The organism is Serratia sp. 2C06, assembly GCF_050037615.1.
GTDB classification, from domain to species: Bacteria; Pseudomonadota; Gammaproteobacteria; order Enterobacterales; family Enterobacteriaceae; genus Serratia; species Serratia ureilytica.
The window spans coordinates 1-24,384 of record NZ_CP188298.1 but is presented as its reverse complement, the minus strand read 5'-3'; the positions used below and the strand labels follow the sequence as shown (position 1 = coordinate 24,384).

The window sequence follows — 24,384 nt, the reverse complement described above, 5'->3', positions numbered from 1 at the left end:
CGTTACTCCCCTCCCTGCTTACGGGATTTAAGGAGTTCCAGCACCGAGGTAAATGCGGACAGGCGATAACGGCCGATGTCGGCTGCAAATATAAATGCCAGAATAACCATCGCAGCTATGGTCACGAACGTATACAAGAAAGAACCTGCTTTACTGCTTTCAGCAAAGCAACCTACTAAGAAATTTACGACTACGAACGTCATTAAGTAGTATTTAATCTTATTTCTAACCAGAGCAAACACTTTCGATTCGTTTCTAAAACCTGACGGAATGGAAAGATATAGACTTCTAGTATTAAAAATAGCTATGGCAACCAAAAAACCAAGAAAACCGCCGAATCCAATAGCTATTACAATCCCTTCAGATGGTTCGCTAAGTATTCCGAAAGCAATCAATGGCCACATAACTAACCATGCAACAAGAAGCAGTCCCGGCCATGCGCAGTGCCAAAATGAAGGAATTTCGACATCCCCTGCGTCAAAAATGGACTTAAGTCTCTTTGCTTCTTCTTGTATCGTCTTATGTTTTATTTTCATTTTCCACCCCGTTCCTTATTGAATTTATCTTGCATAATTTTTGCTTTTTCCATCATTTCATCTTGACTGCTCGCACCTGGAATACCCTTCTGGCTTTCCTTTTCAAGATTATAAATTTTATCTTTTTCAGCTTGTTCCGCTGAGTGATTTTTTTGCAGGGCATTTCTCTGCCCTTCGACAATATTCTGTTGACTATTAATATCAGACTGAGCTTTTTGTTGGGCTGCTTGGTTATTTTCAGCCATGCTATTAACCTGCTCGCCTACGTTACTCTTGATGCCGGCGGCTGCGGTTCTTTCGTCTACCGCAAGTTGATGGCGTTGATGGTCGCCAGTGATGTCGCCGGCATTACCGCCGCCTCCTGCGGAGCCCATCGTCGCCCCCAGACCTTCGCGATTGGCCTGATATTGCGCATCCACCTGCGGCGCCACCTGGTCACGTACAAACTCGCGGGCCAGTTGCTGACGCGCAGACACTGCCTCAGATGAATGCCCGGTCAAAATATTTCCGGCCTCATCGGGCGACCGCTGCATCACATACTGCGCAAACTGCTGGCTCAGGTTTTCACGCATATCGGCGCTGAGACTTTCGGTACGGGAAGCCTGCTCGGACAGTTCATGACTGCGGGTATGCGCGCTGCTGTACTGCTCGTAACTGCTCTTGGCCCCGGACAACGATGCAGACAGCTGATCGACAAGCGAGTCTGCATTGTTATCCGTATGACTACCGGACTGGCTGGTGCGCTGGCTAGTCAGATAATCCATCCCCTCCTTAAAGTCGGCCACAGCCTGAGCACTCTGATCGTGACGCGCATCCTGACTTGCCCGCGTACCACTGCTTGCTGAATGCGCATCATGGTCAGTACCTTTAAAGCCTGCAGATAGCCCTGCATAACCTTCTGCTGTTACACCATTACCCAGGACTTTAAGTCCGTAACTACCTCTAAGACCGCCTCGCACTTCTCCTCCACCAGAAACGTCCATCGACCGCGACGCCAACGCCTGTGTCGCTTGTTCTTTGCTGACATTATTGGCATTGGCATAACTTTCCACCGCGCTCGCCATTTTGTGGGCGGCGATACTGGACTGGCTGTTCTGCGCCGTATCGGCGCCGCTGGTCATCGTATCGCTACTGCCACGCTGGCCGGTGAACTGCGACAGTTGCGTCCAGGCGCTGCTGATGTTGCTGTTGAAGCCGTGCATCGCCGTTTCTGCCTGGCTCTCCGCTTCACGCGCCATCTGCTGCTGCGCCGTCGAGATTTGGCGCGTCACGCCAATATCTACCGGAATGCGCGACGTCGAGCCGGTAGCATCGAACACCTGGCTGCCGTCGGCGGTCCGGGTCTGGCTGCCGCCGGTGCCCAGCTGTTTGGTCATCTGCCCGGTGCGCACCACGCTGTTGGTATCCCAGGTGCTGCCGGTGACGTTATCCGACTGCATGTTGTTGAAGCTGTAGTTGGCGTCCGTCGTGGTGCTCGCTGCCGCACTGCTGGCGCCGGCCGCCGCGTTGTTGAACGAGTGGCCGATGCTGTTCAGTGCGTTGCCCAGACCAATGGCGATATACCAGGAGATGAACGGGATAAACATCGAGATATACCCCGCCGTGGTGGCGATGTCTGAGTAGTTCAGCTGCACCACCGACAGGTTGGCCAGCACCACCGGGCTGCCCATCTTGCGGGCGTAGAAGGTCATGGCACTGTTGAGGATGGCGTACAGCAACGGCCAGCTCATCAGCCACAGCCAGGCGAACACGTAGCCCTTGAATACCTGCCAGCCCTGATTGACCAGCCCCACAAGGATAATCATTGGGAATACGCCCATCATGATCCCCATCATCACCACATGCAGGGTCGGCAACATGCGCATCGCCACCTGGCCCATGGTGGCCTGCGACAGCCGCTGTTTCTCCAGCGCCGAGGTGGTAGCGATATTGAGCATGCCGGCGGTGTCGTTACTGCGCGAGGCGTAGCTGAGTATTCCGCTGCGCAGGCCGTTCATCACCACATTTTGCTTGATGATGTCGGAGGCCGAGTTCTTGTTCTGGTAAAAATACTGGTAGCTGTTGCCCAGCAGTTGGCCGAACAGCAGGTCGGCATCCGGTTTGCCGCCGAACAGCTGACGGGCATAGTAATGCCAGGTCGGGCTGCCGGTCTGCCCTTCCAGACCCAGCATGTTCTTGAGCGGCGCAGCCGCCTGCTCGCAGGTCATGAACTTGCCGTCCTTGCCAAACAGGCCGCGCAGCGGGCTCGGCTTGCTGAAGATGAGCGTGTACGGATCAGCCGAGTTCATCAGCTCATTCAGGCTGTATTTGCGGTTTAGCAGGATGTCGCCAATCACGCAGTTCTGCACGTAATCGGCAAACAGGTCGGTCAGCTCCGGGTTTTGCGCGGTAAAGTCGGTGCTGCGCGCCATTAAAGAAGCGCCGAACAGCATGCCGGTCTGACTGTAGGTCGCCACATCCGGCTGACTGAATACCACCTCATAGCCTCGCACCATTAGCATGCCGAATTGGGTAAACAGCGATGCCGGCAGGGTGATGCCCAGCGGCACATTATCGACGACATAGACGTCCCGCGGGTTGGTGATATCGACGACCTGCACCCGCGGTCCACTGCTCACTACTATGGCAACGCCTATCAACACAAAAATCCAGGTCAGGATATGCATGATGTCGTGCGTGCGTATCCACTGCACCATCAGGACATAGAGGCCGGCCAGTGTGCCCACATGACGTATGTAGTACCAGCTGTCGGAATGCAGGAACGCCGCTACCGCATTGAGGGTCTCGCGCATCCAGTCACCGCCACCGATAACGTAGATTTCTGCTGCCATTATTGACCTCCCCCGAAGCGATAATTATCCTGATAACGCGTCAGCATGCGTGCCGACACCTGCTGGCGCATGTAACGCATCTGCTGGTCAACAACCAGCAGCGCATCGGTCTGCACCTGCACCCGGGACTGCAGCGAGGCCAGCAGCTGGTTGGCCTGAGTGAAGTTGCTGTTGATTTGCTCCATCGTCGCCTCCGGGTAGTTGCCCACCGCCAGCATGGCGCGGGCGCCGCTCATCAGCTCTTGCAGGTACTGCAGCATGATGTCGTAGCCGACGTAATCCGCCAGACTGTAGACCAGCGAGTTATCGACACCCAGCATCTGCGGGTCGACCAGGTAGGTCAGCAACGGCACATGCGTGCCGGAAATCAGCCCCTTTTCCTTTTCGGTCAGCGGCACATCGTCCCGCGCCTTGCTCTTGATGCTGGTCAGCATGTTGAGAATTTGACCCTTAAGTGCCCGTTCCGGGCTAATGGTGACGCTGCTGTCGGCCACCACTTTCAGGCACTTGTCGCTGTCATTGCAGTGATAGATGCGCGCCGTGCCGCCTTCCATCAGCGCCCGGATAATGCTCTGGTCGGTGGTTTTCGGCGCCAGTGGGGTAATTTCGCCGTTGGCGCCAAACACCAGTGAGCCGGTCAGCGTCATCACAAACTCTTTCAGCTCCTTGTTGCCGCTGAACATCTGATTTTTGGAAAGCGCATCCCACATGATGTTGATGTTTTTGGAGACGCGTTCCTTGTCCTTCTCCCCGGCACGGTCGCGCACCGATTCGCCCTGCCCGCCCACCGTACAACCCTGACGGGATGCCGCCCAGTCGGCGAAGATGTTCGACTGCCCGGCGATATCCTGACAGACCTTCTGCTGCGAGACCTGGGTGCGCGGGAACAGCCCGCCGACAATACCCTGAGCGGCCTGACAGCTGCTCATGTTCATGCTGTTGATGTCGCTGGCCATCTTCTGGATGAAGTCCTTGGCATCCTTCAGCTCCGGCACCGTAGTCTGCAGCGCAAGGTCAAAGAAGTAGCCGGCGGCGTTCGACATGATTTGTTTGGTAAAGCGCTGCAGCTGTTCGCCATTGATAAAGCTGAACGATCCCAGGTAGGCATCGATACCGCCGCAGCCGGCATTGATATCCGGCAACGTCATCGATACCAGCTGTACCTGACGCACCCCGGTGCGCGCATAGATGGAGCCGCCGGAGGCATAACCGGCGGCCTGCCCCTGCCAGACGCCCGGCATGGTGGTGTTGGATTCAAATCCCAGTTTGTCGAAAAAGTGGTTCATGTCGCTGTTCATGTCGGCCGAAGCGGCGCCGACAAACAACCCGATCACCACGCCACAGCACAGCTGTGTCAACCTGCATTTCATCGTGTACCTCCCCGCATGGTCGCGTCCTGCAACACCGTGTCGAGCCGCGCCATAAAGCCGGCTTCATCCGCCGCCCCCTGGATAAGCGGGTACGTCGCCAGCGTATGTACATTCACCAAAAACGTCGTCGGCGAGGCTACCGGCAGGCCGGGGAAGAAGGTACGCATCACGTCCGGCGGTGCCGGGATGGCTTCAGGAAACGTCTGGTCGCCCTGCCCGTCGAAGGTGTAGACAAACAGCGGGAAGCCGTGCTGTTCCGACATCGCCTTGAGTAACGGATCGAACTTCTGGCAATAGCCGCAGTGCCCTTGCATGAACAGCACCACCGTCCAGTCATTGAGGTTGACGCGCGCCCCGTTGCTAAGCGTCAGCCACCGTGCCGGTTGAGGGGCGGCGGCACGGCTATCGGCCGCCGTTCCCGCCTGTGCCCGCTGCTGCGCTGATTGCTGCAGCTGAGCAATCTCATCGCGCGTGCTCGCGTTGGCCGTCGACATGCCAAGGCCGAGCAGCACCACTAACGTCATCATCATTCGTTCAGTGCGTGGGGGCATGGGGGTCCTCCTGAACAGGTTCATCCGTGCACGTTGCATCAATGCTTTCTCCTTTGCCATGCTGCGCACGATAGGCCGCCTTCTCGGGGGCCAGGCGCTCATCCGCCACACGGGTCGCTATCGCATCCAGAATGCGATAGCCGCCAATAATCACCAGGCTGACGGCCAACAGCTTGGCCAGTCCCCAGGCAAAATCCGGCAAAGACCAGACGCAGCCCGCTATCATGTTGCACCACAGCCCCAACCCGACCATCCACATGCCGGCAACGTCAATCTGGGGAAATTTAAATTTACGCATCCACGTTCCTTTAATAGTTCGGTTTGAAATCGGTCAACACGTCGCGGAATTGCCGCGCCAGGTCGTCCTGACTGATAAAGCCGTAGGCCAGCGGCTTGACCGCCCCGCTGCGCGGATCAACCAGCATCAGAGCCGGGAAGTGACTGACGCCGAGCCGCTGCGCCTGCCCCGCATCGCGGCGGCTCTCCGGCATAGCCGGATTAACAACCCCGTCGACGGTCACCGGCACCACCGACAGCCCGTAGCTGTCCCGAAAACCCTTCACCACGCTGACCAGCTGACCGTCGATCGGCTCGGCGCCGCGATAAAACAGCATCACGCCATAACGCTGCGCCAACTGGCCGATGGCCTCGCGCTGCGCTGCAAAGTCGGCCGCCAGCTGGCTTTTCACCGTGCCGTTGTAGTGGCTGTGCTTCAGGTTGTAGTCCAGCTCCGGGTGCGCCAAGAACGCCCGCTGCGCGGAGCGCTCGAACAGCCCCGCTTGCTGGGTGAAGTAGTTTTGCATCTGGAAGAACTTCACAAAGTTCTCTGTGCTGGGGTACAGGATCGCGTCCGCCAGCTTCTCCTTGAGCGATTGCTGCAGCAGCTGCAGCTTTTCCAGTGCGCCGGCCGGTGCGACCGATACCGTCGGCGGCGGTGGCATGTCTTCGTCAGCAGGTTTGGCCTCCCGCTCATACCACTGCCAGCCGCCGGCCTGCGCGGTGAACGCCGCACCCAGCAGGCTCAGGCCCAACAGCGCTGCCGCCCTGCGGTTGGCCAACCCGCGTGCCGCCAAATTGACATTTGAAGTCCCGCGCGTTTTCACTTGGCTGCCTCCTGCATACGTTGTGCGATTTGCTGCTTAACCTTCTCCAGCAGTGCCGCGTCTTCCGGCACTTTCTGGTTCTTCATCAGGTCTTCGTAGAAATTGGCAAAGTCCAGCTGGTCGAAGTTGATGCGCTGCAGCTCGTCCACGGTAATGCCCCGGCAGTCCGGTGATTTGGCGCCGCCAAAACCGATACCCAGCTGCCACGCGCGCCCCTGCTGCTGAACAATCTGCGCCAGCTTGCTGTCGAACTGGCAGTAGCTGCGCTTCTTCTGCAGGCAGACACCCAGCACTTTCTTGCTGCAGTATTCGCCGACGCTGACGGTCAATTTGTTTTCTTTCGCCTTGCCCAGCGCCTTCTCTTCGCTGTCGCAGTGCGCCAACCCGACGCTGTTACCCCACCCGGAGTCCTTGCAGCAGTCGCTGAAACCGGCAAACGCCTTGCGGCAGGACTGACCCTTACCGGTGAAAGCGCGCACATCGATACCGTTCAGCGCCGCCACGTCCTTGCCGGCGGCCGCCACCGCAGCCAGCTCGGAAACGGCGTGCGCAAAGTCGTTACCCTTGGTGCCCTTCTGCGCCTTGTCACACTCCCCGTCCAGGCAGTACATCTGGCCACCGCACAGCATCACGTTACCGGTGGTGCGGGTTTCGCAGGAGTAGGTCACGTTCTCGTGCAGGCATTGGCCATCTTCATCGGTGAAGGCGCAGCCGTGCGTGGCGAGGGTACAGGCCGGATTGTTGGCATAGGCTTCGCAGCTCCCCTGGCCGGCCTCCTGCAACCGATAGGTATCGGTAAAGCGCCAGCAGCTGGCCCATACCGGGTAGGTCTGACCGTTTACCGTGACCGAACGTTCACCGCCCGGCTCACTGCAGACGGTATTGACCTTCACCGCCCCGGCCTCCTGCGCCAGTGGACAGTCGGCCGGCGTCGACGTGGTCGGCACCCAGACCTGCACCGACGAACTGCCGTCGAACTTCACGTAGAACACCATCGGCGAGCCGCCCCCGCCGCCGCTCAGCTGCCTGACCATCGCATCCAGAAAGGTATCCAGGTGGCCACCGGGGTCCATCGTGAGGAATATATCGACCTGCTGACCCTGCGTGAGCGTGACGTTACCGACGTTCAGCGGCCGACTGCCCCAGTCCTGACGGCCATAGCGCACCTCATTCCCCAGCAGTGAAAAGGCCAGCGGCACGCCATAGCTGTGCAGATCGTCCTGCAGTTCGAGGTATATCGACCCCGTAGTGAGCTTGCCGGTAAACGGCGCCGTAAAGGTGCCGTGAATGCGGTTGCCCTCTTTCCACCAACGGATCATCGATTTGTCGATGTGCGCGTTACGGTCTTCATAACGGGTCTCATAGTGGCCACCGATGTCGGTGGCGCGTTCGCAGGTACGCATCACCGCCGTATCACGCTCGCACACATGCCGGGTGAACTCACTGCGGGTTACCTGTTCGGCCTTGCAGTCCGGGCCGGTCTTGCCGACGATGCTCTCGGCCTTGCCTTCAATCTCCTTGCCAGCCTGAATAAAGGGCGCATCGTGAGAAATCGGCTCCTTGGGGTTCTTGAGCACCGAATCGGTCACCGCCTGCCCGACCTCGGTCTGACCCCAGGCGGTGCCGCCGTCGGTCTTGAGGGTGTTGGCATCCCCGGCTGTGACGCCGCCGTAATAGCCTTTTTCTTTCGGGTTATCGGTGTAGTTCGGCAGCACGTTGGCCGGATTGGTGTTCTGCAGCGTCCCCGTGCCCTGCCCGGCGATCTGTTTGGCAAACTCGCTACCGGTCTGGAACACGTCATCGCCTTCCGCCCGGCAATCGCCGGTGGCGAAGATAAACGTCCCCAGCACCAGGGCATGTGTTGCCAGCAGTCCGGGCAGAGACTTCACCAGGTGGGTCATTTTCCGCTCTCCTTGTCCAGCAGCGCCTGCGCGGTAGCGGCACAATCGCCGTCTTTGGCGACCTTCTTCAGCGCCTGCGCCATCAGCAGGTTGCCGCGCACTACATCGAACCCGGCCGCGCAGCGCACGACCAACGCCGGCACGGCGGTGATGCCGAACTGGCTGTAGGGCTGCGGGTCGATTTGCACGCCGTCGATGCCGCCGGCTTCCACCAGTTTTTGCACCCGCTGCACCGTTTCGCGCATGTCGCCATTCACCATGCCGCGCAACGTGGCAGGAATGCCGAATCGACGCGCCTCCTGCAGCATGCGGCGCATGCCCTCTTCGGGAATAGCGAAGGACACGAAGTACAGCGCCCCCTCGGCCGGTTGTTCGGCGGCATCCTGGCGCTGCTTCGCTGCCAGCTGGTCAATAAAGGACTGGTCGTCCTGCGCCAGTGAACGCGGAGGCTGATTACGCAGGAACTCCGGCACCGGGGTGTTTCGGTGCAGGTCAGCCGAGCGCTTTTCCTGCTCGCGCAGCCATGCCCGGTTGCTGTCCACCTGGACGGTCGCCTGCTGCTGTGCGGTAGCAACAGGATCTGCCGCCGTTTGCCCGACAGCGATCATCGGTACGGTTGCCCCCATCAGGAGCACTGTCAGCAGCCCTGTCGCCTTGCTGTATGTCGTCATGACTTTCTCCTTATAAAAAGACGCAGTTGCGCTTGCGCCACATGACGTAGCCGAAGTTCTTCTTGCTGGCCGGCGAGTTGTGGCCCACCTCCCAGCGCATCACGCTGCGCCCCATCGGGTGACAGCGGGCGCTGTCCGGGTACATGTTCACCATCTGATAACGCCAGCGCTCTTTCGGCATGATCGGCGACGGGTATTCGAAGCAGACCGCCCGGTCTTTGCCGATGGATTCCATGATTTGCCCCTGGCGGTGCAGTTTGAACGCCATCTTTTCCGAGACCAGCACCGACGACTGCAGCGGGCTGATTTCCTTGGCCACCCAGCCGTTGAACGGGTACATCGAACCCTGACTGCCGGCGCACCAGAACAATGCGTCGATCGGCAGATGGAAGCCGCTGGCAATGGCGTCGGCCGCGCAGGCGCCCTGCGCCAGCGGGTTGGCAAAGACCACGGCTTCCGGATTGAGAATGGTGGTCAGGCTGCTGTCGACCCAGGTCGGGTCGATTTCCGACAGGTAGGCGATGTCCATGTCCCCGCCCTGCAGGCAGCCCGCGGAAGTGATGATGTTCAGCCAGTAGGTCAGCGGGTACTTGTACCAATGGACGTGATAGAACGCGGTAGTCACGTCCCCCTTGCCACTGCTGCCGCCGGTGCCGGTGCCAATCTTGCCGAGGTTGATACTGAAGCCCCCCAGATTGACCATGCAGCCCGGCGAACGGGTCACGTCAGTCATGGCCATCGGCTCCCAGTACCCCATCGCCATCCCGATACGCTGAAAAATCGGGGGCGGCATGGGGCAGAACTGGATAGGGCTGCCCGGGTTGCTGGTATCCGGCAAATCCCCTTTCCCGACCGGAATGCTCCCGATCGAGAGCGGGAAGATGCAGCGCCAGCAGATATCGGTGATCGGGTTGACAAAGCGCCCCTGACAGGCCGCATCCGCCGCCTGTGACGGTGCAGAAAACAGTCCTGCCACGACCAGCAACGCCGAGAGCCAGCACCTGGTCATGCGCGACGCTCCTGGCAATGCGTCGCCCACTGCGTTCCCCGGTAAATCTCTTGCACATCACCGGCGGCAACCATCCGAGCGGTGGGACGTGCCTCATCCTGCGGCGGTAATAACGCAGCCAGGGTGCCCAGCAGACTGTCGATAAGCGCCAGCTTGTCGAACAAATAAGGGCTGTGACCGTCCTGATCGGCAGGCAACTGCTCACGCAGCTCGTGAGCCACTTCACGGCACTCCAGAATGCATTTGTAGATCCCACCGTTTGCCGACGCCGCCTGGCGGATGGCCATCAACTCGCCGTGGCGCGCGGCCAGCAATTGGCGACAGCTCTGCAGCTGATTCTCGGTCGCAATAAAACGTTTACGTGTCACAAACATACTGGTCCCCTTCAGTTCGCGCTGCCGGCGGCAGGAATGGATTCGATGCGCAGCCGCAGGCCGCTCGGCGCCGCCGTGATGCGCGCCGGCACCGTCGTCAGCCCGAACCGGCGCGACAGCGCCCCTCCCTGATCGAAGTAGATACGGCTGTCCAGCGCGGCAGAGGTTTTGGGAACGTCGCCGTTGACCAAAATGATCTTCACCATCAGGGTCTCTGTCTGCTGCGCCTTCATCCAGGCAACCTGCTGCGGATCGTCGCCGTCGATGAAATACAGCGTCTGCGCGAACGGCACGGTGGCCAGCGGGTTGATAACGTCGCCCTTGCGGGCAAAGACTCGCCCCTTGTCGTCTTTCAGGTCAGAAGAGAGCTGCACGCTCGGATCGAAGAAGCGTTCGGCATAGCGTTCGGTCTTGCCGATGCCGGCGACCGGCTCAGGCCGCTGGCTGTGCTTCACGGTGCGCTCTTTGAACGCCGTCATTTCCTCATCCCAACGGCCGCTGCGCTGCAATTCGGTCAGCCGTTCGTGAATGGTCTGCAGCATGTCCGGCTCGGCGACCGGGTACAGGTCGCCCCAGGTGCCGAAGTCTTTGGCCACCGCCATGCAAGGCAGCAGTGATAAGGAGAACACCAGGCAGACAACGCGCATCAGTGGCCTCCTGCTTTTGCCTGTGCGACCGCAGACTGCAACGCCTTCACATCCACGGCGCCGTACAGCGGCGTCACCTGCTCCGCCCGCGCATCACGGGTCGGCATAACAATAAAGGCGGGGGTGCCGCTGATATTCAGCTGCTGGGCCAGTTCACGTGTGGCCAGCAGCGATTTCTCCGTCTCGGGCAGTACGGTCATCGGCGCGGCGCCGGCCGCCAGGAGTGCCGCATTAAGCGTAGGTTGCGACAACCGACCTTCGTTCTCACCGGAGGCAAACACCGCATTGTGGTAGGTCAGATAGGCCTCACCGCCCTTGAGTTGCCACAGCGTCAGGCCGGTACGTGCCGCCTGCACCGACATCGGCCAGCGACTGCCGAAAATGGGGAATTCCTTGAACACGAAACGCACATCGGGATTGTCCCGTACAAACTCAGCCACAACCGGCGCCATACGCGCGCACCAGATGCACTGATAGTCGAAGAACTGCACCACGGTCACAGCCCCGTCAGGATGCACAACCGGCGTCGCCGGATTGTGCAATAACGCTGCCTGCAGTTCCGGCTGCGTGGTCAACGTGGTTTGCACCGTGCGATCGGCTGCCCGTTGCTGCTGCGCCTCCAGCTTCTCGCTCATCTGCATCAGGATTTCCGGGTGCGCCAGCAGGTAATCGCGGGCAAGCGGGCCGATGGCCTCCTGCTGCGCCGGAGTAAACACCGGACTCGGCTCGGGCAAGGCGTTAACGGACGGTAACGTCGGCGGATAATCGATGCCACGCAGTCGAGGTGTCTCCCAGTGAACTTGGGGGGGCGTCGACGTCGCGGCCTCTGGCTGCTTGTTCTTCGCCGGTAAGAATTGAAGGGCAACAATGGCGGCAGCCACAGGGAATAGAGCAATAACCGCCAGCAAAAACACCCTATCTCGGAGATTTCGATTCATGGTTGAACTCCTTTCACTGCATTAGCGGGGTTATTCATGTTCCCCTGCTGCCGTATTTCTAATGTCTTGCACATCGGCGCCAGTTCCTCCGGGTGTGCCAGGAGGTACTCGCGAGCCACGTCAACAAACGCGTTTTGGCGTGCGTCGTTATCTTTTGGCCAGTACAGCGCCGCCCAGCACACCACGACCACGCCAAGAACCAGCAGCCTGGCGCCAACACTCAGGTTCATGGATGGCCTCCTTCCTGACGCACGGCAGCATTCCCCTGCATGCGACGGGCAATATCCCGCTGCAGTTCGCGCGTCACGTCTTTTGCCCCGCCCACCACCGCCGGCGAGACCAGAATGATCACGTTGTTGCGCTGCTGGTAGTGCGTGATACTGGCTTCCAGCGCACCGGTAAACCGTTCTGCCAGCTGTTTGCTTTGTTCCGGGGGCAGGGCCTTTTTCCCGGCGCTCTCGTAGAACGCTTCCATGGTCTGCTTCATGTTGAAGGTGACAATCACCGGCTGGCGCTGCACCAGCCACAGCGCCACCAGGCTGCTCAGCAGCACGGCCAGAACCACCGCGCCGCAGCCCCATAGCGCCAGCCGGCGGTCTGACCGTTGTCCGCCCGCGCTCCCCTGCTCAATCACCTGCAGTTCAGTGCCTGTCATGCCGCCATCCTCCGGTTAGCCTGCCGCGCGACCCACTGCTCCAGTCGCGCCATCTCGTCTCCAAACTCCTGGCAGGCCAGCGCGTAAACGGCATCGTGCACCGACATTCCCTGCGCGCGCCGGCTCTGGATAAACTCAAAGTCTTCCCCGCGCGACGAATACAGGGCGCGGCTGAGTGGGTCGACAAACAGCCGGTGCCAGGAACTGCGCCCATTCACCATCAACAGGAACGAGCTGAAGCCCTGCGCCACCGCATCGTCGAAGCGATTGATAACGTCCTGTTCCAACTGACTGAAATTGTTCGGGTACTCCTGGTTGTAGTTTTTGAACGCCATCGCCTCCTGCATCAGGATGACTTTGTACGCCGAGTTGGCCCAGGCAGCCCGCGCCGCGCTCGATGCCTCTTCGGAGTCAAAGTCTTTGATGTTCTGCGTGATGGTGATGTAGGCACCGCCGTGTTTACGGGCCACGCGGTAGCCTTTCTCGATGAACTTGCCGACCTTCTTGTTCTCAAAGTCCAGCAGGCGCCAGCCCTCGTCGATGACGCAGAGCTTTTTGGTCTTACGCGACGTCTGATACATCCGACCTTCGATAAAGATGATGAGGGAGAACATCACGGCGACCAGCAGATCGGGCCGGTCTTCCAGACTCCCCATCTCCAGCACCACCATGCGGGCGTCATCATGCAGCGTCGGTTCGTCCGAGTTGAAGAACTCGCCATGAATGCCCCCTCGGGTGTACTTGTCGAGCAGGATGGTCATCTCATGAATACGTGTGCGGATCGGCGGTGACTGGCGGTACTCCTCGGCATCCATGGCTTCTTTCAGAAAATCCACCACGTCATCGATGCGCGCCGAACGCCCCTTGGACAGCCAGGCCGCTTTCGCTGCCATCAGCAGCAGGGACTCGGAGACTTCATCCAGGTTGCCGTCCGGGCTGGCCATCACCGACAGCTGATCGCGCAGGCGTTCCGCGCTTTCATTAATGTTGACGATGTTGGCAAAGGGATTGAACTTGAGCGACTCAGCATCGATATAAACGCCGCCCATGTTCTCGCAAAGCGATTTGTAGCCGGCGCCCATATCAAACACCCAGGCCACACCACCGGCGTCGATCACGCTGCGGATCATCGGCTGAATAAGTCCGGTTTTACCGGCGCCGGACGTCCCGCACACCGCCATGTTGTAGTTGGGGTTTTTCATACCTTTGGCGTAGATATCGATAAACGCCAGCTGGTTGCGGTAGGTGGGGGCCAGCAGGCCGGACGGTGCCAGACGGTTGTCGGCTACCACCGGCATCAGATTGACCACGTTCAGCGTCTTGGCCCGGTGCACGGCGCCGTGTTTGCGCAGGTCATCCAGCACACCGTGATGGGCCATGAACGGCAGGCAGGCCAGGAAATTCCAGTGCTGCTTGAACCGTGGGGCGATCAGGTCGATACCGTTTTTGCGGTAGGTGTTGATGACATCCTGCTCACAGCGCAGCGCCACGTTTTCGTTGTCTTCGCAAAATACCGTGACGTTGTAGAAGTAAGAGGCCAGCGCCGTCTGATTGGACGACAGCGCCTCGCGCAGCTCCCCCCACTCTTTGGCTTCCGCCACCACGTTCGGGAACACCTTGGCATAGGATGTGCGGGATTTTTTCTCCAGGTCGAGGTATTTGCGGTTGGCCTCGAACTGGTTCTTCTCCTGCTCTTCGACCACCATCGTCAGCGTGATGATGAACGGGCACGCGATCGACAACTCGGGGTTCAGCAGGTTGCCGTAGTTGTCGGCACTGGCCCACAAAAATGCCATATCTGGGTTCTTTTCCAGCTGGAAATTCATCACCCGTGCCACGCTCTCGTTCTCACGGCCCGCACTGCGCAAGTTTATCTTGAGGCAGTCAGGGTAAACGTTCATACCGAAGCCGTTGTCGATGCACTGAAAGTTCAAATCCTGATAGGGGTCGAGCGTGCGTTTCGTGTCATACAACTGATCGGGGTCGTGGTTGATCATCTCGCCGACCACGTTGATAAAGGCGCCGGCATCAACCGGCCAGGAAGGTATCTTGGCGCCCATCAGTGACGCACGCAGCACCTTCACCAGGTTCTCCATCTGTAAAAAGGCGGCCTTGTTATTGCGCCTGGCCTTGATGCACATCGAGATAAACACCCGGTAATTACGCAGGGTCAACGGAATATCGACACCGAGGGGCAGCGCAAACCGGTTTTCCGCCGCCGTCAGGTAAAAGGCGCGGGTGATGGCATTGAACTTGTCGGCATCCCGTCCCGACCAGGAGAAATCACGCAGGCCGGACTCGATGTGGTCACCCACGCGCTTGCTGGACATCAGATGGATAGACAGCGGTACGCCGCGCGGCAGTTTGGTACGCAGCAGGCTCTCGATGGCCAGCACCTCGGTCGGACTGGCGCCGGTCAGCGGCTGCACTTCCAGCATGAAACCGATAGAGCCGTCATTGATGAACAACCCCGAGCTTTCGTCGTAATCACGATAAGGCAACAGGCTGCTCAGCTGCGGGAAACGCATATCGCCGAGCAGCTGGTTGGCCTGACTGGACGCATCGGGCATTTTGAGCGCCGACAGCAGGCTGTTAGCCGTATGGGTGACCTTGTCGAGCAAATTCATGAAGGGCTCCTGTCAATACACGGACTGGGGTTTGCCCCAGCCGGCCGGTTTAACCACGAACAGCACCTTGCCCGGCTGGTGATAGACGTCCTGGCTGTCAATCCAGGGCGCGATCCACAGCTGCGCCGTCTGTTCGGCCTGGCGAACCGGTCGGGTGCTGCCAACACCGGCGCAGCGTGGCAACGTGCAGGTGCTGACGGTCGTCACGATGGAGGCCGGCGCAGCGATCGCCGGATACGTCGGCATCATTGGTGCCGGGGAGGCTGCCCCCTGCCGTGGCAGCAAGCGTGACGAACTGCCGACCGCAACCGGCACCGGGCCGGTATCCCGACCAATCGCCGCAAAGTCGCCGTCAGCCAGGCGAGGCAATGCGGCCGCAGCCGGCTTTGCTCCGCCGTCCTCTTCCAGTGACTTGGCTTTCTCGTTGGCCTGCTCCATCGTCATGCAGCTGTCGGAGGTGGTGGCGTTACAGCCGAACTCGCTGCTGACGCCGGCACAACCGGCCAGCAGCAGCACGCCACCCACAACGGGGAATAAAAGCAGTGATTTCATGATTTGGTCTCATCCTTAGAAGGTGGTGTCGGTGCAATAGCAATGCCCTGCCGCACGGCATCCGCGCTGTATTTACCCACGATGGACTGCATCAGCGTCGTTTTCCCCACACTGGTTCGGCCGCAGACGACGAGGTTCCCGATTTCTGCAGAAGCGCCTCCCGTAAAGGGAAAGTCATCGAAATGCTTGATAGTGGGTTTGTCATTGTTATTCATCGGTCTGTCTCCTTATCGTCCTGTTGAACGGGTCCAGGTTTGCGAAATGCCACCACCTTGTGGTGGGTATTCTCAAGAAGCGTGTTTGCGGCATCGGAATGAGCCTCATTCGACTGCCCCATAGCGTCATGTAAGTTCTGCGTACATCCATGTCCCAACAGGGCATATTCCTCATAAGCCCAATCTCTTAACTTACAGCCCCACATTTGAATAAGGACTCTGTCGTGAAAGCCGCTTATCGCCGCTGGAGGTTCTGGTGTCCCCGCGCCAATATCCTGGAGTAACGACTGGTATTCGTATTGCAGCCGGGCTGGATAACGCGCCAACAACCGCGATATTTCCTGCAAGACAGAGGCGCGGGTGAATCGGGTAAGCTCCCAATGCACAATTAAAATCAGAGCAAATATCAGCATCCCAGAGAGCAACCCACCGCCCAGTAAAAACCAAAACCACTCCACCACCGCGATGACAGCCCCCATCACCAACCAGCCCACGGCGCTGAAATGTGGAATGTTTCCAAACCGCGAATAAACTTCGGACAGATGCAATAGCGCCTTCAACGTGGACTTCTGCTCTTTTATGTCCATCACTGGCCACTCCCTGTACCAATACCGAACTGCGCTGGATCAACCTTGCCGAGGTGATTCAGCATCTGATCGGTGTTGAAGCCGTTCAGGTTCTGCCCGGACTTAGACTGATCGCCCCCGTCGGTCTGCGCCTGCTGCCGGCTCTCTTTTTCCTCCGCCACTTCCTCGATGGTTTTCATCTGGAAGCCTTCCTGGAACACCACCGTGACTTCGTTACCGGCGCCGATCGGAATAACCGGGTGATACTGTTCGGCGCGCTTGATGTAGTAATCGCTGAGGGTCGACGCCGCCTTGCTGGCCCCCCCACCGAGGGCCGATTTGGCAATGTCGCCGGCGCCCATGCTGGCCGTTGCGCCCAGGCCAACGGTCGGCTGTGCTGCCCGGCCGGCACCTTCACCTAACCCATCAAGGAACCCGGCGCCCCAGGCAAAGCCGAGGATTTTGCCGTTACGCATCACCACCTCACCCTTGACGCCGTTCTTGCCCATAAAGGAAACGTGACCGTCGATGTCCTGATCGATTATGTCGTCACCGCGGATGCAGCTGATTTTGCGGGTGCGCACGATGGCGCGTTCGCTGGAGACGTCACCGTAGGCCTCCATGCTGATAAAGCAGCCGGTCGCGTCGTAGGTCTTGCTGTTCGGCATCTCGATCCGGCCGGTCAACCGTACCTGCATCGGCACCGTGGCCGTGTTCCCGGTCACCGAGGCGTTGGCATCCGCCCCCTCAATCAGGATGGATTTAGCGAAGCTGCCGGTCGGGATGTAGGGGTACTTTTTCTTTGGCTTGCCGGCGTCTTTTGGGCGTAGCACCTTGCGATACAGTTGGCCCGGCACCGGGACAGGCGTGTAGTCCACGACCGGCGGAGGAACCGCGCCGCGCCCCGGATAGAAGGCGGTTGGCGGTGGCACCGGGCCGCCGGGAGCCGGAGGGAAGGCCGACGGCATCGGCTCGCCTTCCGGCGTCACACCGGCAGCAAGAGGGGGAATGGCGGTGGCGCCGGGCGTGGTGCTCCCTGGTGTTGGGGTCCCGTCGCCACCTGTCTGGTTATTGAGTTTGCGGTTTTCGTCTTCCAGCATGCTGATGCGCTTCTGGTCTTCCTGGTGCGCCTTACTCAGCATGTCGATCTCCTGACGCAGCGAGGAGAACTGCTTGTTGATTTCGGCCTGCGCCACCTGGGTTTGCGTGATGGCGTTTTCGGTCGCCCGCTCGCCGAAGGTGTTGTCCACCACCCCGGTCATGTCAGGGGCCGGTTCGCTGGCCTGCGTCGGTTCACTCTCACTGTCCTGCGAGACGTACCAGCCCACGCCAACGGCCGCGGCAAGCGCCAGCGCAACGCCGCCAGCCCACAGGAACTGTTTGCGTTTGACGATGACATTAATGTTGGCCATCGGCTGCCTCCCCGGAGAAAGTGATCCAAACACCTGCACGACCGCCGGCAACAATCTGGCGGGTTGGCGTGTCGAACATCACCGCCCGCACTCCCGCCGCCCAGAAATCGTGCTCGTTCACCCAGCGCGGTGACGTGCCGGGATTACTGACGGTAAAGCGCACCACCTTGAGGTTGTGGCCTTTCCAGACCTGGGCAGCCTCGGCACGCAGGCCGTAAGGCGCTGCCAGCTGCTCGGCGGTCACAGGCACCCGACCATAACCTACCGGCAACCGCCCTTCCATCAGTGAGCGGTTGAGGTCGACCAGCATCGATTCATAGGGCTGTGACTGTTCCCAAATGCGTGCCGGTTCGGACACGCCACGATCACCACTGACCAGCTGGAACGTGCGGCCACCGCCGGCGCGTGGGACTGCACGAATGGAGAAATTCATCCCGCGCTCGGTTTCGATGACGAAGGTGAAGGGCTTTTTGTTGAGCGTGCTGAGCACCAGCCCGCCGTTGGCGGTAGGTTCATACCGCACCAGGTTTTCGTCCACGCCGGACACCGCCAGCACGCTGTCACCGGGGACGTTGAACAGGTTGGGTTCACTGTTACTCAGCGCAACGGCCGCCTGACTGCCGTTTTGCAGAGGAATGGTGACCGGCGCCAGCACCGTGCCGGCCTGTGCGGTGCCGGCAGCGGTCAGCGCGCCGGCAATCAGCCACCCGAGGACGGGATTATTTGTTTTCATCAGATACCTCGACAAATTTGGCCAGCCAGGTCACGCCGTCAGTTCTGTCGATATAGAGGGCGTAATGCTTGAGCACCGAGTCCGGCTTGCTGTCGCCGAACCAGGTTTTGAGTTCACCGAGGATGTCGACGCGGCCTTCGGCGGGATAGACGCGAACTCCGGTTTTAAAGAACGCCGCATTAACGTCATTCTTCTTGATTTGGTTGGCCTCCTTGGCCAGCGTCAGCTTGAGTTCCTTCTGCGAAGCGGGCTTGACCATCGTCAGCAGAAATTGATGCGAGGCATCAACCGTCTCAGGGGAGACGTTGAGACGCAGTGAGACAAAGCTCAGCGCCATCTGCTCGAGATAGCCGGCGTCCATACTGTTCTCTGAAATCGCAAACGGTGCCTTGAACAACATGGGTACGGCGACGACCTGACGATCGCCCTGTAGTTTGTAATTGGTCACGGAGAGAATGACGATAGAAACAATGCTCAGGAATAACAGCACACCGAGTAACACGAAACTCAGGGCGATAATCCTGTTGGAATTAAGTCTGGCTGAATGTTTCATTCCCTCACCCTATTTAATCCATTGCCGAAAACACGAAGGCGGCACTTTTTTATAAAGGTCACGCAACATAAAGGTGGGCAGATACCAGTACGCCAAATCGCGCAACCAGACGCTGCCCTTCCCTTTTTTAACTTTGCGTATTGCCAGATAAACCAGTGCCGCCACGATAATCCCCGCAATCTGTTTGCCCTGCCAAAAGAACCAGCAGGCAGAAAGCACAATGGGAATTAATTCGTCAGGGGTTAAACCAAACCAGCGGCCCTGGTTGTTCAGTGTTTTCGGGAAACGGTAAAGATTGATATCGTCTCCCGACATAATGCCTCCTCAGTAGCCGGCGACCTTCATGCCGACGTTGCCGATGATGGACAGGATGATGAAGCCGAACAGGAACTTGAAGCTGTGCGTGAAGACATAGAGGCACAGCCCGGTCACGACCTCACCGAGGATGATCCACTTGTACATGGTGGAGCCGCTGCCGGCGGTCTGCTTAACGGTATCGTCACCTGTTTTAAGCAAGTCACCGGAAGCCCCGGCAGCCAACGCCAGCTGCGGGAATAACGCGGTCAGAACGGCAAAAGGCAGAACGAGTTTGAGGAAATTCACAACGCGTTGACGAGAAAACAACTGCCGCAGTGAAAAACCCTGACGTTGGGCAACAGAAGGCCCCTGAGCGCTTAATGAAGCATTCATTATTAAATTTCCTATAAAATAAAAATCACGTATGGATATGTTTTAATATCCAGATTTGGTCTGTTTATCTAAAGTTTGATTTGATATTTGTAGTTAGCCTCCTTATTAAATTCAGATATTAATTGGTTAAAATTTAAAACTCTTGCCCTGGGTGGCTATATCTCGGACTTGCTGAAGATGGTCTGTGAGCCTCAAAAGAGCCTCCTGACGTTTTGTTCTCCCAGACCTATTTGCAGCATGCGTTAGCAGTTCATTCACATCAGGACCAAGCTGAAGGGTGATAGAAACAGAACTGTACTCATGTTCCGATTGAGATTTTTCCATAAAAACCGTAAGTTATGTTAGTTAACGAGGATGAAAAGCCATCATAAGACAAAAAATCCCTGTTACATCTTACACTTACAACAATAGTCATAAGAACGTCACAAACAGTGGATGCAGTAAAACAGTCAGTACTACACTGAGAGTGGACCAACGCTACTTGATCACACTCCGCACACATTAAAGTATAGGCAGAAAACATTATAATGCAACAAAAACACATTAAAACATCAGAAGAAAATCATATGTCATTGAAAATGATAGGCGAAAACCTTACTTACCTCATGCGTTTGCATGGTGTTGACGCCAATCGGCTAAGTATCGAGACAGGGATCGGTATAGCAACCATCAACAATCTTAGAAAGGGAGTTGGTAATCCAACGATATCGACTCTTACCTCCATTGGAGATTATTTCAACGTTAAAGTAGGTGACCTTACAGATAACGACTTGAGAGTTACTGGAGAAGTTAGTCAAAATGTAAAATCAATCCCCCTTATAACCTATAGTGATATTGAGAGATATCTAGCAAATAAGATCAAATCAACAGGCACATACACAACAGAAGTTGATAATATTGAAGATGATTCGCTTTTCGCTGTTGAAATAACAAACAACTCTCTCTCCCCAGAATTAGATCGTGGCACATATTGCGTAATATCCTTAAAAGAACAATATTGCGATGGCGATATTGTTTTAGTTAAATTAAAGAATTACCCAATATGCTTGAGAAGAGTTTTCGTTTCAGATGGAAGCTTACAATTTACAAATATATCGTTTGAATCAGACAACGTAGCCAAGTCTTATAGTGACTACACAATCGTCGGGGTGTTATTGAAAACAGTAAAGAGGATGAAGTAAAATATGGAATTATACAAAATCACTATGTTTATTAAGAAGATATTTACTCCATGTTATATATACACATTAGATCACAGTGTTGAAAGGACTTCGGATGGATATTGGCTGTTCAAAGAGTTCGGAACACATACGTTTGTAAAAAAAAGTTGGAATCAACTAGTTGAGGGAGATTTTTTAAGGCATGTCAATCCGAAAGACATAGCTCATATAGCAGAAACCGAATCAAAGATTAAAATGGAATCAAGAAAATATACAATATTGGAAGAAAAAAGAAACTGTACTTGGACTCTAAGGAATGGGATTAACTCAATATCAATTTCAGGCATAGAGTTTGTGAGAAACAGAGATATCGTTGATAAAACCGATTCATTAGATGCAACAAAAATTGCATTTTATACAGGAATAAAAGAAGGCAGAGAGCTCTCTGCCCAATCAAAAAATCAAATCTTAAAAATAAAACCTAAAAAAACAAAACTTACATTAATCAAATAAACCAAGGTGCTACATGCACATGTTCACTAAGGTTAACTACACTAAACGCGCTATTATCAATGAAGGAAACCTCTCTAGTTCCATTATTCCATTGAGAACACGCAGCTGGAGAAACTGACACCAGGGCATCTCCAATCTTACGTTGAAACAGTGTATGAGCATGTCCTGAACCAATAAAGGCAACATTCAAACGCTGGCAAACATCAAGAAATTCAGATGCGTTCATCAACATACAATCATCTACAATCGGAGTGCCAACTTGAATAGGATGATGATGTAAGAATACTGCAATTCTTTTACTTTGACTTGCTAAAATTTCCTTTTCAAAATTAACCAAATCATTATTTTTTATAAAACCATAATCCTCATTATCCACAACAGAATCGACACTCAGTATACGCCAGTCCTTATTACAAAATGAATTAACATTTAAACCACAATCATATTTCTCGGAAACATAACGCAACCTCTGTTTGTTATCATGATTTCCAGGTATAACATAGACAGGTAAAGAAACATGACTCATCGCTTTAAAAAACTTCTCGTAAGACGCCTCTCCACCATCATGAGATACATCCCCAGTAACCATGATTAAATCTGCGTTAATCCGATCAAGATTTGACTCAATAAAGTCAATAATACATCTCAGATTAGAAAGGTGTTTTAACCCAATCTTATTCCCTTCAGAATAAATGTGTGTATCAGTGATTTGTATAATTCTCATGGCAAATCCTTCTGCTATTACTTGAACGGGTTGTAAGATGCACCCCAATCATAGTGGTCGGTTTTTTCAATTCTTTTTACAATACCGACCAAATATATAGCAAGGGGTAACAAGATTATTGAGACAACGACTTTATATGACCATGTTGTACTGATGATATTTACTAAATCCATGAATGTGTACTTGCCGGATAGACTAATTGGATAAGCTGTTAGCAATAAAGCTGCTTGCGTAGTCATAGAACCTACGATATATCTCACAAAAAAGTACTTTCCAGAAAACACTATTTTCATTTTCGATATAATAAATCCGTTAACAAAATATGATACTGGTACAGACACCCAAGTCCCAATCATAACCCTCCAGAACTCGTGATATAGAAAATAATAACCACTTGCAATAGCATTCTCTTCAGGTTGTATAATAGCAGCTACATTAAGAATCAAAACATATAAGCTTTGACATATAACCATTATCCAAATAGCTCTTACAGACAACTTATAGCCATACACCTCTGTTAGGAGTGTTGATATTAAAAAACACAACGAAAATACAATACCACTTGCAGTTATTTTGAAACCATACACATCGAGAACCTTGTAAACCAAGGTATCACATGTAATCATTATGGTAACAGTTAGCCCAACAAAAAAGCCATATAGTTTTAGATTTCCTTGCATACACACTCCTTTATTAAATTAAACATCACTTTCACTTTGACTATAATGGAAATATTTAAAATCACACTAAAAACCAGCTTCAATCATCACCATGTTCAAAGTTGTCGTTAACCAAAAAGAACCGTTGCAAATCTTCTTGAACCGAGTCTTTTATTTCTGAAATAATTTGCTGGTAGTTATTGAGTTTTGGTTTATCTGCAACATGTGGAGCTAGAGTACTTGCACCAAGAACCTTTGCCATTGCAAGTTGAGTTTTCAATACATTTTCCAAAAGAGTTTTGTTAAACTCAGTCTGATTAAACGGGTCATCTTTTCTTTCCATCTGTGCTTCATAGACTCTGAGACCGAGTTCAAGAAGCATAGAAATAACACTAGATGTACTTACTTCTGTTTCAGCAGCCCCTTCTTGACGGCGCTGTTCAACAATCGCGTGAATCTTTTCAACCGCCTCCTTGCTGACATATGCTTGAATTCTTGCCATATAATTTTTACTCCATGACATTATTAGCTGACAGATAATCTGTATGTATTTTGAGTTGGCCTGCACGAATCAAATCCGACTCTAATTGCGAGTCTAATGATAGCTAGGAAAGCAAAAACACACAACTCGCCTCTAGGGTCGAGTCCGCTTATCTATATGAAATTTAGTGATAACTCTATATAGAGTCGAGTATGAACTCGAATAACGACTCTAGTTAGAGTCTCACACGACTCTATCTTCTTGCAATATAAAAGTACAACAATCATTTAAAGAATATAACCACATGTTTTTAATGAATAATTCTGCAAAATACAATTTTGCGTGGGGTGTGATGCTGTTACCCCAAAGAGCGCGAATTTGTTGACTCGAGATCCCGAAAAGGCTAGATTTTCACCAGGTCTAGGGATTTTAAGGAAACCATGAAGAACCTCATCGCAGCATTAATGCTATTCAGTTCAACGGCCACTATGGCTGATTGTTTTGACATGGCGGGTCGGGATTATCACATCGACCCGGATCTGCTACGTGCTATTTCATGGAACGAGTCACGTTTTAATCCCGTGGCTATCGGCCAAAATCCTACAACAGGGTACGGCGTGGGGTTAATGCAAATTGACTCCCAGCACTTTAACTCGCTCTCATCGATAGGGGTTTCAGAACGGCACCTGAAGCAAGATCCGTGCATGAACATCTACACCGGTGCTTATTATCTCGCGATTGCCTTTAAGAAGTGGGGAGCGACCTGGCAGGCAGTGGGCGCTTATAATGCAGGATTTAAAGATTCGCCTAAGCAGGCGCAACGACGTTACAAGTATGCAAGCAAAATCGAGAAAACCTACCGGGCGATAAAATCCAGCAAGCAGCAACCCCTCCACGTTCAGAACCCGTAGTT

At 55.1% G+C, this 24,384-nt stretch carries 30 protein-coding genes; 3 read left to right on the top strand and 27 right to left on the bottom strand.

Translation table 11 applies throughout. The features are described from left to right. Positions 1-2: 2 nt before the first annotated feature. The 24 genes from ACP3TA_RS00150 to ACP3TA_RS00035 all read right to left on the bottom strand — a co-directional run bounded on the left by ACP3TA_RS00150 (position 3) and on the right by ACP3TA_RS00035 (position 20,258). Positions 3-536 (bottom strand): hypothetical protein, encoded by a 534-nt coding sequence (locus tag ACP3TA_RS00150; protein WP_426784281.1) that lies wholly within the window; start codon positions 534-536, stop codon positions 3-5. Next, positions 533-3,367 (bottom strand): conjugal transfer mating-pair stabilization protein TraG, encoded by a 2,835-nt coding sequence (gene traG / locus ACP3TA_RS00145; protein WP_426784280.1) that lies wholly within the window; start codon positions 3,365-3,367, stop codon positions 533-535. Before traG ends, ACP3TA_RS00150 begins: the two co-directional genes overlap by 4 nt. Next, the gene (gene traH, locus ACP3TA_RS00140; RefSeq protein WP_426784279.1) at positions 3,367-4,737 is read right to left on the bottom strand and encodes a conjugal transfer pilus assembly protein TraH; all 1,371 of its coding nucleotides are present in this window, start codon (positions 4,735-4,737) and stop codon (positions 3,367-3,369) included. Before traH ends, traG begins: the two co-directional genes overlap by 1 nt. Beyond that, on the bottom strand, positions 4,734-5,267 hold the full coding sequence (gene trbB / locus ACP3TA_RS00135) for a type-F conjugative transfer system pilin assembly thiol-disulfide isomerase TrbB (RefSeq protein ID WP_426784291.1): 534 nt from the start codon (positions 5,265-5,267) through the stop codon (positions 4,734-4,736). The genes traH and trbB overlap by 4 nt, the downstream gene beginning before the upstream one ends. Before the next feature lie 4 nt (positions 5,268-5,271). Continuing rightward, positions 5,272-5,586, bottom strand: coding sequence for a type-F conjugative transfer system pilin chaperone TraQ (locus tag ACP3TA_RS00130; RefSeq protein WP_426784278.1), 315 nt, complete (start codon positions 5,584-5,586; stop codon positions 5,272-5,274). 10 nt (positions 5,587-5,596) lie between these two features. Then, a complete protein-coding gene (gene traF / locus ACP3TA_RS00125; RefSeq protein WP_426784290.1) occupies positions 5,597-6,346 on the bottom strand; it encodes a type-F conjugative transfer system pilin assembly protein TraF in 750 nt (249 codons plus the stop codon). 41 nt (positions 6,347-6,387) lie between these two features. After that, positions 6,388-8,292, bottom strand: coding sequence for a type-F conjugative transfer system mating-pair stabilization protein TraN (traN, locus tag ACP3TA_RS00120; RefSeq protein ID WP_426784277.1), 1,905 nt, complete (start codon positions 8,290-8,292; stop codon positions 6,388-6,390). Then, on the bottom strand, positions 8,289-8,963 hold the full coding sequence (gene trbC, locus ACP3TA_RS00115; RefSeq protein WP_426784276.1) for a type-F conjugative transfer system pilin assembly protein TrbC: 675 nt from the start codon (positions 8,961-8,963) through the stop codon (positions 8,289-8,291). Before trbC ends, traN begins: the two co-directional genes overlap by 4 nt. A 10-nt stretch (positions 8,964-8,973) precedes the next feature. Continuing rightward, positions 8,974-9,972: a conjugal transfer pilus assembly protein TraU gene (traU, locus tag ACP3TA_RS00110; protein WP_197817285.1), complete on the bottom strand. Its 999-nt coding sequence runs from the start codon at positions 9,970-9,972 to the stop codon at positions 8,974-8,976. Continuing rightward, positions 9,969-10,346: a hypothetical protein gene (locus ACP3TA_RS00105; protein ID WP_197817286.1), complete on the bottom strand. Its 378-nt coding sequence runs from the start codon at positions 10,344-10,346 to the stop codon at positions 9,969-9,971. The genes traU and ACP3TA_RS00105 overlap by 4 nt, the downstream gene beginning before the upstream one ends. An 11-nt stretch (positions 10,347-10,357) precedes the next feature. Further along, complete coding sequence (gene traW, locus ACP3TA_RS00100; protein ID WP_197817287.1) at positions 10,358-10,993, bottom strand: type-F conjugative transfer system protein TraW; 636 nt, start codon at positions 10,991-10,993, stop codon at positions 10,358-10,360. Then, positions 10,993-11,931, bottom strand: coding sequence for a DsbA family protein (locus ACP3TA_RS00095; protein ID WP_426784274.1), 939 nt, complete (start codon positions 11,929-11,931; stop codon positions 10,993-10,995). The genes traW and ACP3TA_RS00095 overlap by 1 nt, the downstream gene beginning before the upstream one ends. Further along, positions 11,928-12,161 (bottom strand): hypothetical protein, encoded by a 234-nt coding sequence (locus ACP3TA_RS00090; RefSeq protein WP_426784272.1) that lies wholly within the window; start codon positions 12,159-12,161, stop codon positions 11,928-11,930. The genes ACP3TA_RS00095 and ACP3TA_RS00090 overlap by 4 nt, the downstream gene beginning before the upstream one ends. Continuing rightward, positions 12,158-12,586 (bottom strand): type-F conjugative transfer system protein TrbI, encoded by a 429-nt coding sequence (gene trbI, locus ACP3TA_RS00085; protein ID WP_426784270.1) that lies wholly within the window; start codon positions 12,584-12,586, stop codon positions 12,158-12,160. The genes ACP3TA_RS00090 and trbI overlap by 4 nt, the downstream gene beginning before the upstream one ends. Further along, complete coding sequence (gene traC, locus ACP3TA_RS00080) at positions 12,583-15,213, bottom strand: type IV secretion system protein TraC (protein ID WP_426784269.1); 2,631 nt, start codon at positions 15,211-15,213, stop codon at positions 12,583-12,585. The genes trbI and traC overlap by 4 nt, the downstream gene beginning before the upstream one ends. Positions 15,214-15,225: 12 nt before the next feature. Beyond that, positions 15,226-15,765, bottom strand: a complete 540-nt coding sequence (gene traV / locus ACP3TA_RS00075) for a type IV conjugative transfer system lipoprotein TraV (RefSeq protein WP_426784268.1) — start codon at positions 15,763-15,765, stop codon at positions 15,226-15,228. Then, complete coding sequence (locus ACP3TA_RS00070; RefSeq protein WP_197817291.1) at positions 15,762-15,980, bottom strand: GTPase domain-containing protein; 219 nt, start codon at positions 15,978-15,980, stop codon at positions 15,762-15,764. Before ACP3TA_RS00070 ends, traV begins: the two co-directional genes overlap by 4 nt. After that, on the bottom strand, positions 15,977-16,567 hold the full coding sequence (locus ACP3TA_RS00065) for a hypothetical protein (RefSeq protein WP_426784267.1): 591 nt from the start codon (positions 16,565-16,567) through the stop codon (positions 15,977-15,979). The genes ACP3TA_RS00070 and ACP3TA_RS00065 overlap by 4 nt, the downstream gene beginning before the upstream one ends. Next, positions 16,567-17,958 (bottom strand): F-type conjugal transfer pilus assembly protein TraB, encoded by a 1,392-nt coding sequence (traB, locus tag ACP3TA_RS00060; RefSeq protein ID WP_426784266.1) that lies wholly within the window; start codon positions 17,956-17,958, stop codon positions 16,567-16,569. The genes ACP3TA_RS00065 and traB overlap by 1 nt, the downstream gene beginning before the upstream one ends. Beyond that, positions 17,945-18,691 carry a type-F conjugative transfer system secretin TraK gene (traK, locus tag ACP3TA_RS00055; RefSeq protein ID WP_426784265.1) on the bottom strand — a complete coding sequence of 249 codons (747 nt, stop codon included), beginning with the start codon at positions 18,689-18,691 and terminating at the stop codon, positions 17,945-17,947. Before traK ends, traB begins: the two co-directional genes overlap by 14 nt. Further along, entirely contained in the window at positions 18,678-19,244 is a 567-nt protein-coding gene (gene traE / locus ACP3TA_RS00050) for a type IV conjugative transfer system protein TraE (protein WP_426784264.1), read from the bottom strand. The genes traK and traE overlap by 14 nt, the downstream gene beginning before the upstream one ends. A gap of 9 nt (positions 19,245-19,253) precedes the next feature. Then, positions 19,254-19,559, bottom strand: a complete 306-nt coding sequence (traL, locus tag ACP3TA_RS00045; protein WP_038883523.1) for a type IV conjugative transfer system protein TraL — start codon at positions 19,557-19,559, stop codon at positions 19,254-19,256. 9 nt (positions 19,560-19,568) lie between these two features. Continuing rightward, positions 19,569-19,934, bottom strand: a complete 366-nt coding sequence (gene traA, locus ACP3TA_RS00040) for a type IV conjugative transfer system pilin TraA (protein ID WP_099784889.1) — start codon at positions 19,932-19,934, stop codon at positions 19,569-19,571. A 126-nt stretch (positions 19,935-20,060) separates the two neighbouring features. Continuing rightward, positions 20,061-20,258 (bottom strand): TraY domain-containing protein, encoded by a 198-nt coding sequence (locus tag ACP3TA_RS00035; protein WP_099784891.1) that lies wholly within the window; start codon positions 20,256-20,258, stop codon positions 20,061-20,063. Positions 20,259-20,461: 203 nt separating this feature from the next. Here ACP3TA_RS00035 and ACP3TA_RS00030 point away from each other — a divergent pair, with 203 nt between their 5' ends. Both ACP3TA_RS00030 and ACP3TA_RS00025 read left to right on the top strand, forming a co-directional pair. Then, the gene (locus ACP3TA_RS00030) at positions 20,462-21,115 is read left to right on the top strand and encodes a helix-turn-helix domain-containing protein (protein ID WP_426784263.1); all 654 of its coding nucleotides are present in this window, start codon (positions 20,462-20,464) and stop codon (positions 21,113-21,115) included. A 3-nt stretch (positions 21,116-21,118) separates the two neighbouring features. Further along, positions 21,119-21,607 carry a hypothetical protein gene (locus ACP3TA_RS00025; RefSeq protein ID WP_426784262.1) on the top strand — a complete coding sequence of 163 codons (489 nt, stop codon included), beginning with the start codon at positions 21,119-21,121 and terminating at the stop codon, positions 21,605-21,607. On the opposite strand, the gene ACP3TA_RS00020 is transcribed toward ACP3TA_RS00025, so the two are convergent. The 3 genes from ACP3TA_RS00020 to traM form a co-directional block, all read right to left on the bottom strand. Further along, positions 21,600-22,331: a metallophosphoesterase family protein gene (locus tag ACP3TA_RS00020; RefSeq protein WP_426784261.1), complete on the bottom strand. Its 732-nt coding sequence runs from the start codon at positions 22,329-22,331 to the stop codon at positions 21,600-21,602. The two genes, ACP3TA_RS00025 and ACP3TA_RS00020, sit on opposite strands and share 8 nt — an antisense overlap. A 17-nt stretch (positions 22,332-22,348) precedes the next feature. Beyond that, complete coding sequence (locus ACP3TA_RS00015) at positions 22,349-23,011, bottom strand: VUT family protein (protein ID WP_426784260.1); 663 nt, start codon at positions 23,009-23,011, stop codon at positions 22,349-22,351. 79 nt (positions 23,012-23,090) lie between these two features. Further along, positions 23,091-23,492, bottom strand: coding sequence for a conjugal transfer relaxosome DNA-binding protein TraM (traM, locus tag ACP3TA_RS00010; protein WP_426784259.1), 402 nt, complete (start codon positions 23,490-23,492; stop codon positions 23,091-23,093). A gap of 419 nt (positions 23,493-23,911) precedes the next feature. Between traM and ACP3TA_RS00005 the strand changes: the two genes are divergently transcribed. Further along, positions 23,912-24,382: a transglycosylase SLT domain-containing protein gene (locus ACP3TA_RS00005; RefSeq protein WP_426784258.1), complete on the top strand. Its 471-nt coding sequence runs from the start codon at positions 23,912-23,914 to the stop codon at positions 24,380-24,382. Positions 24,383-24,384 lie beyond the last annotated feature (2 nt).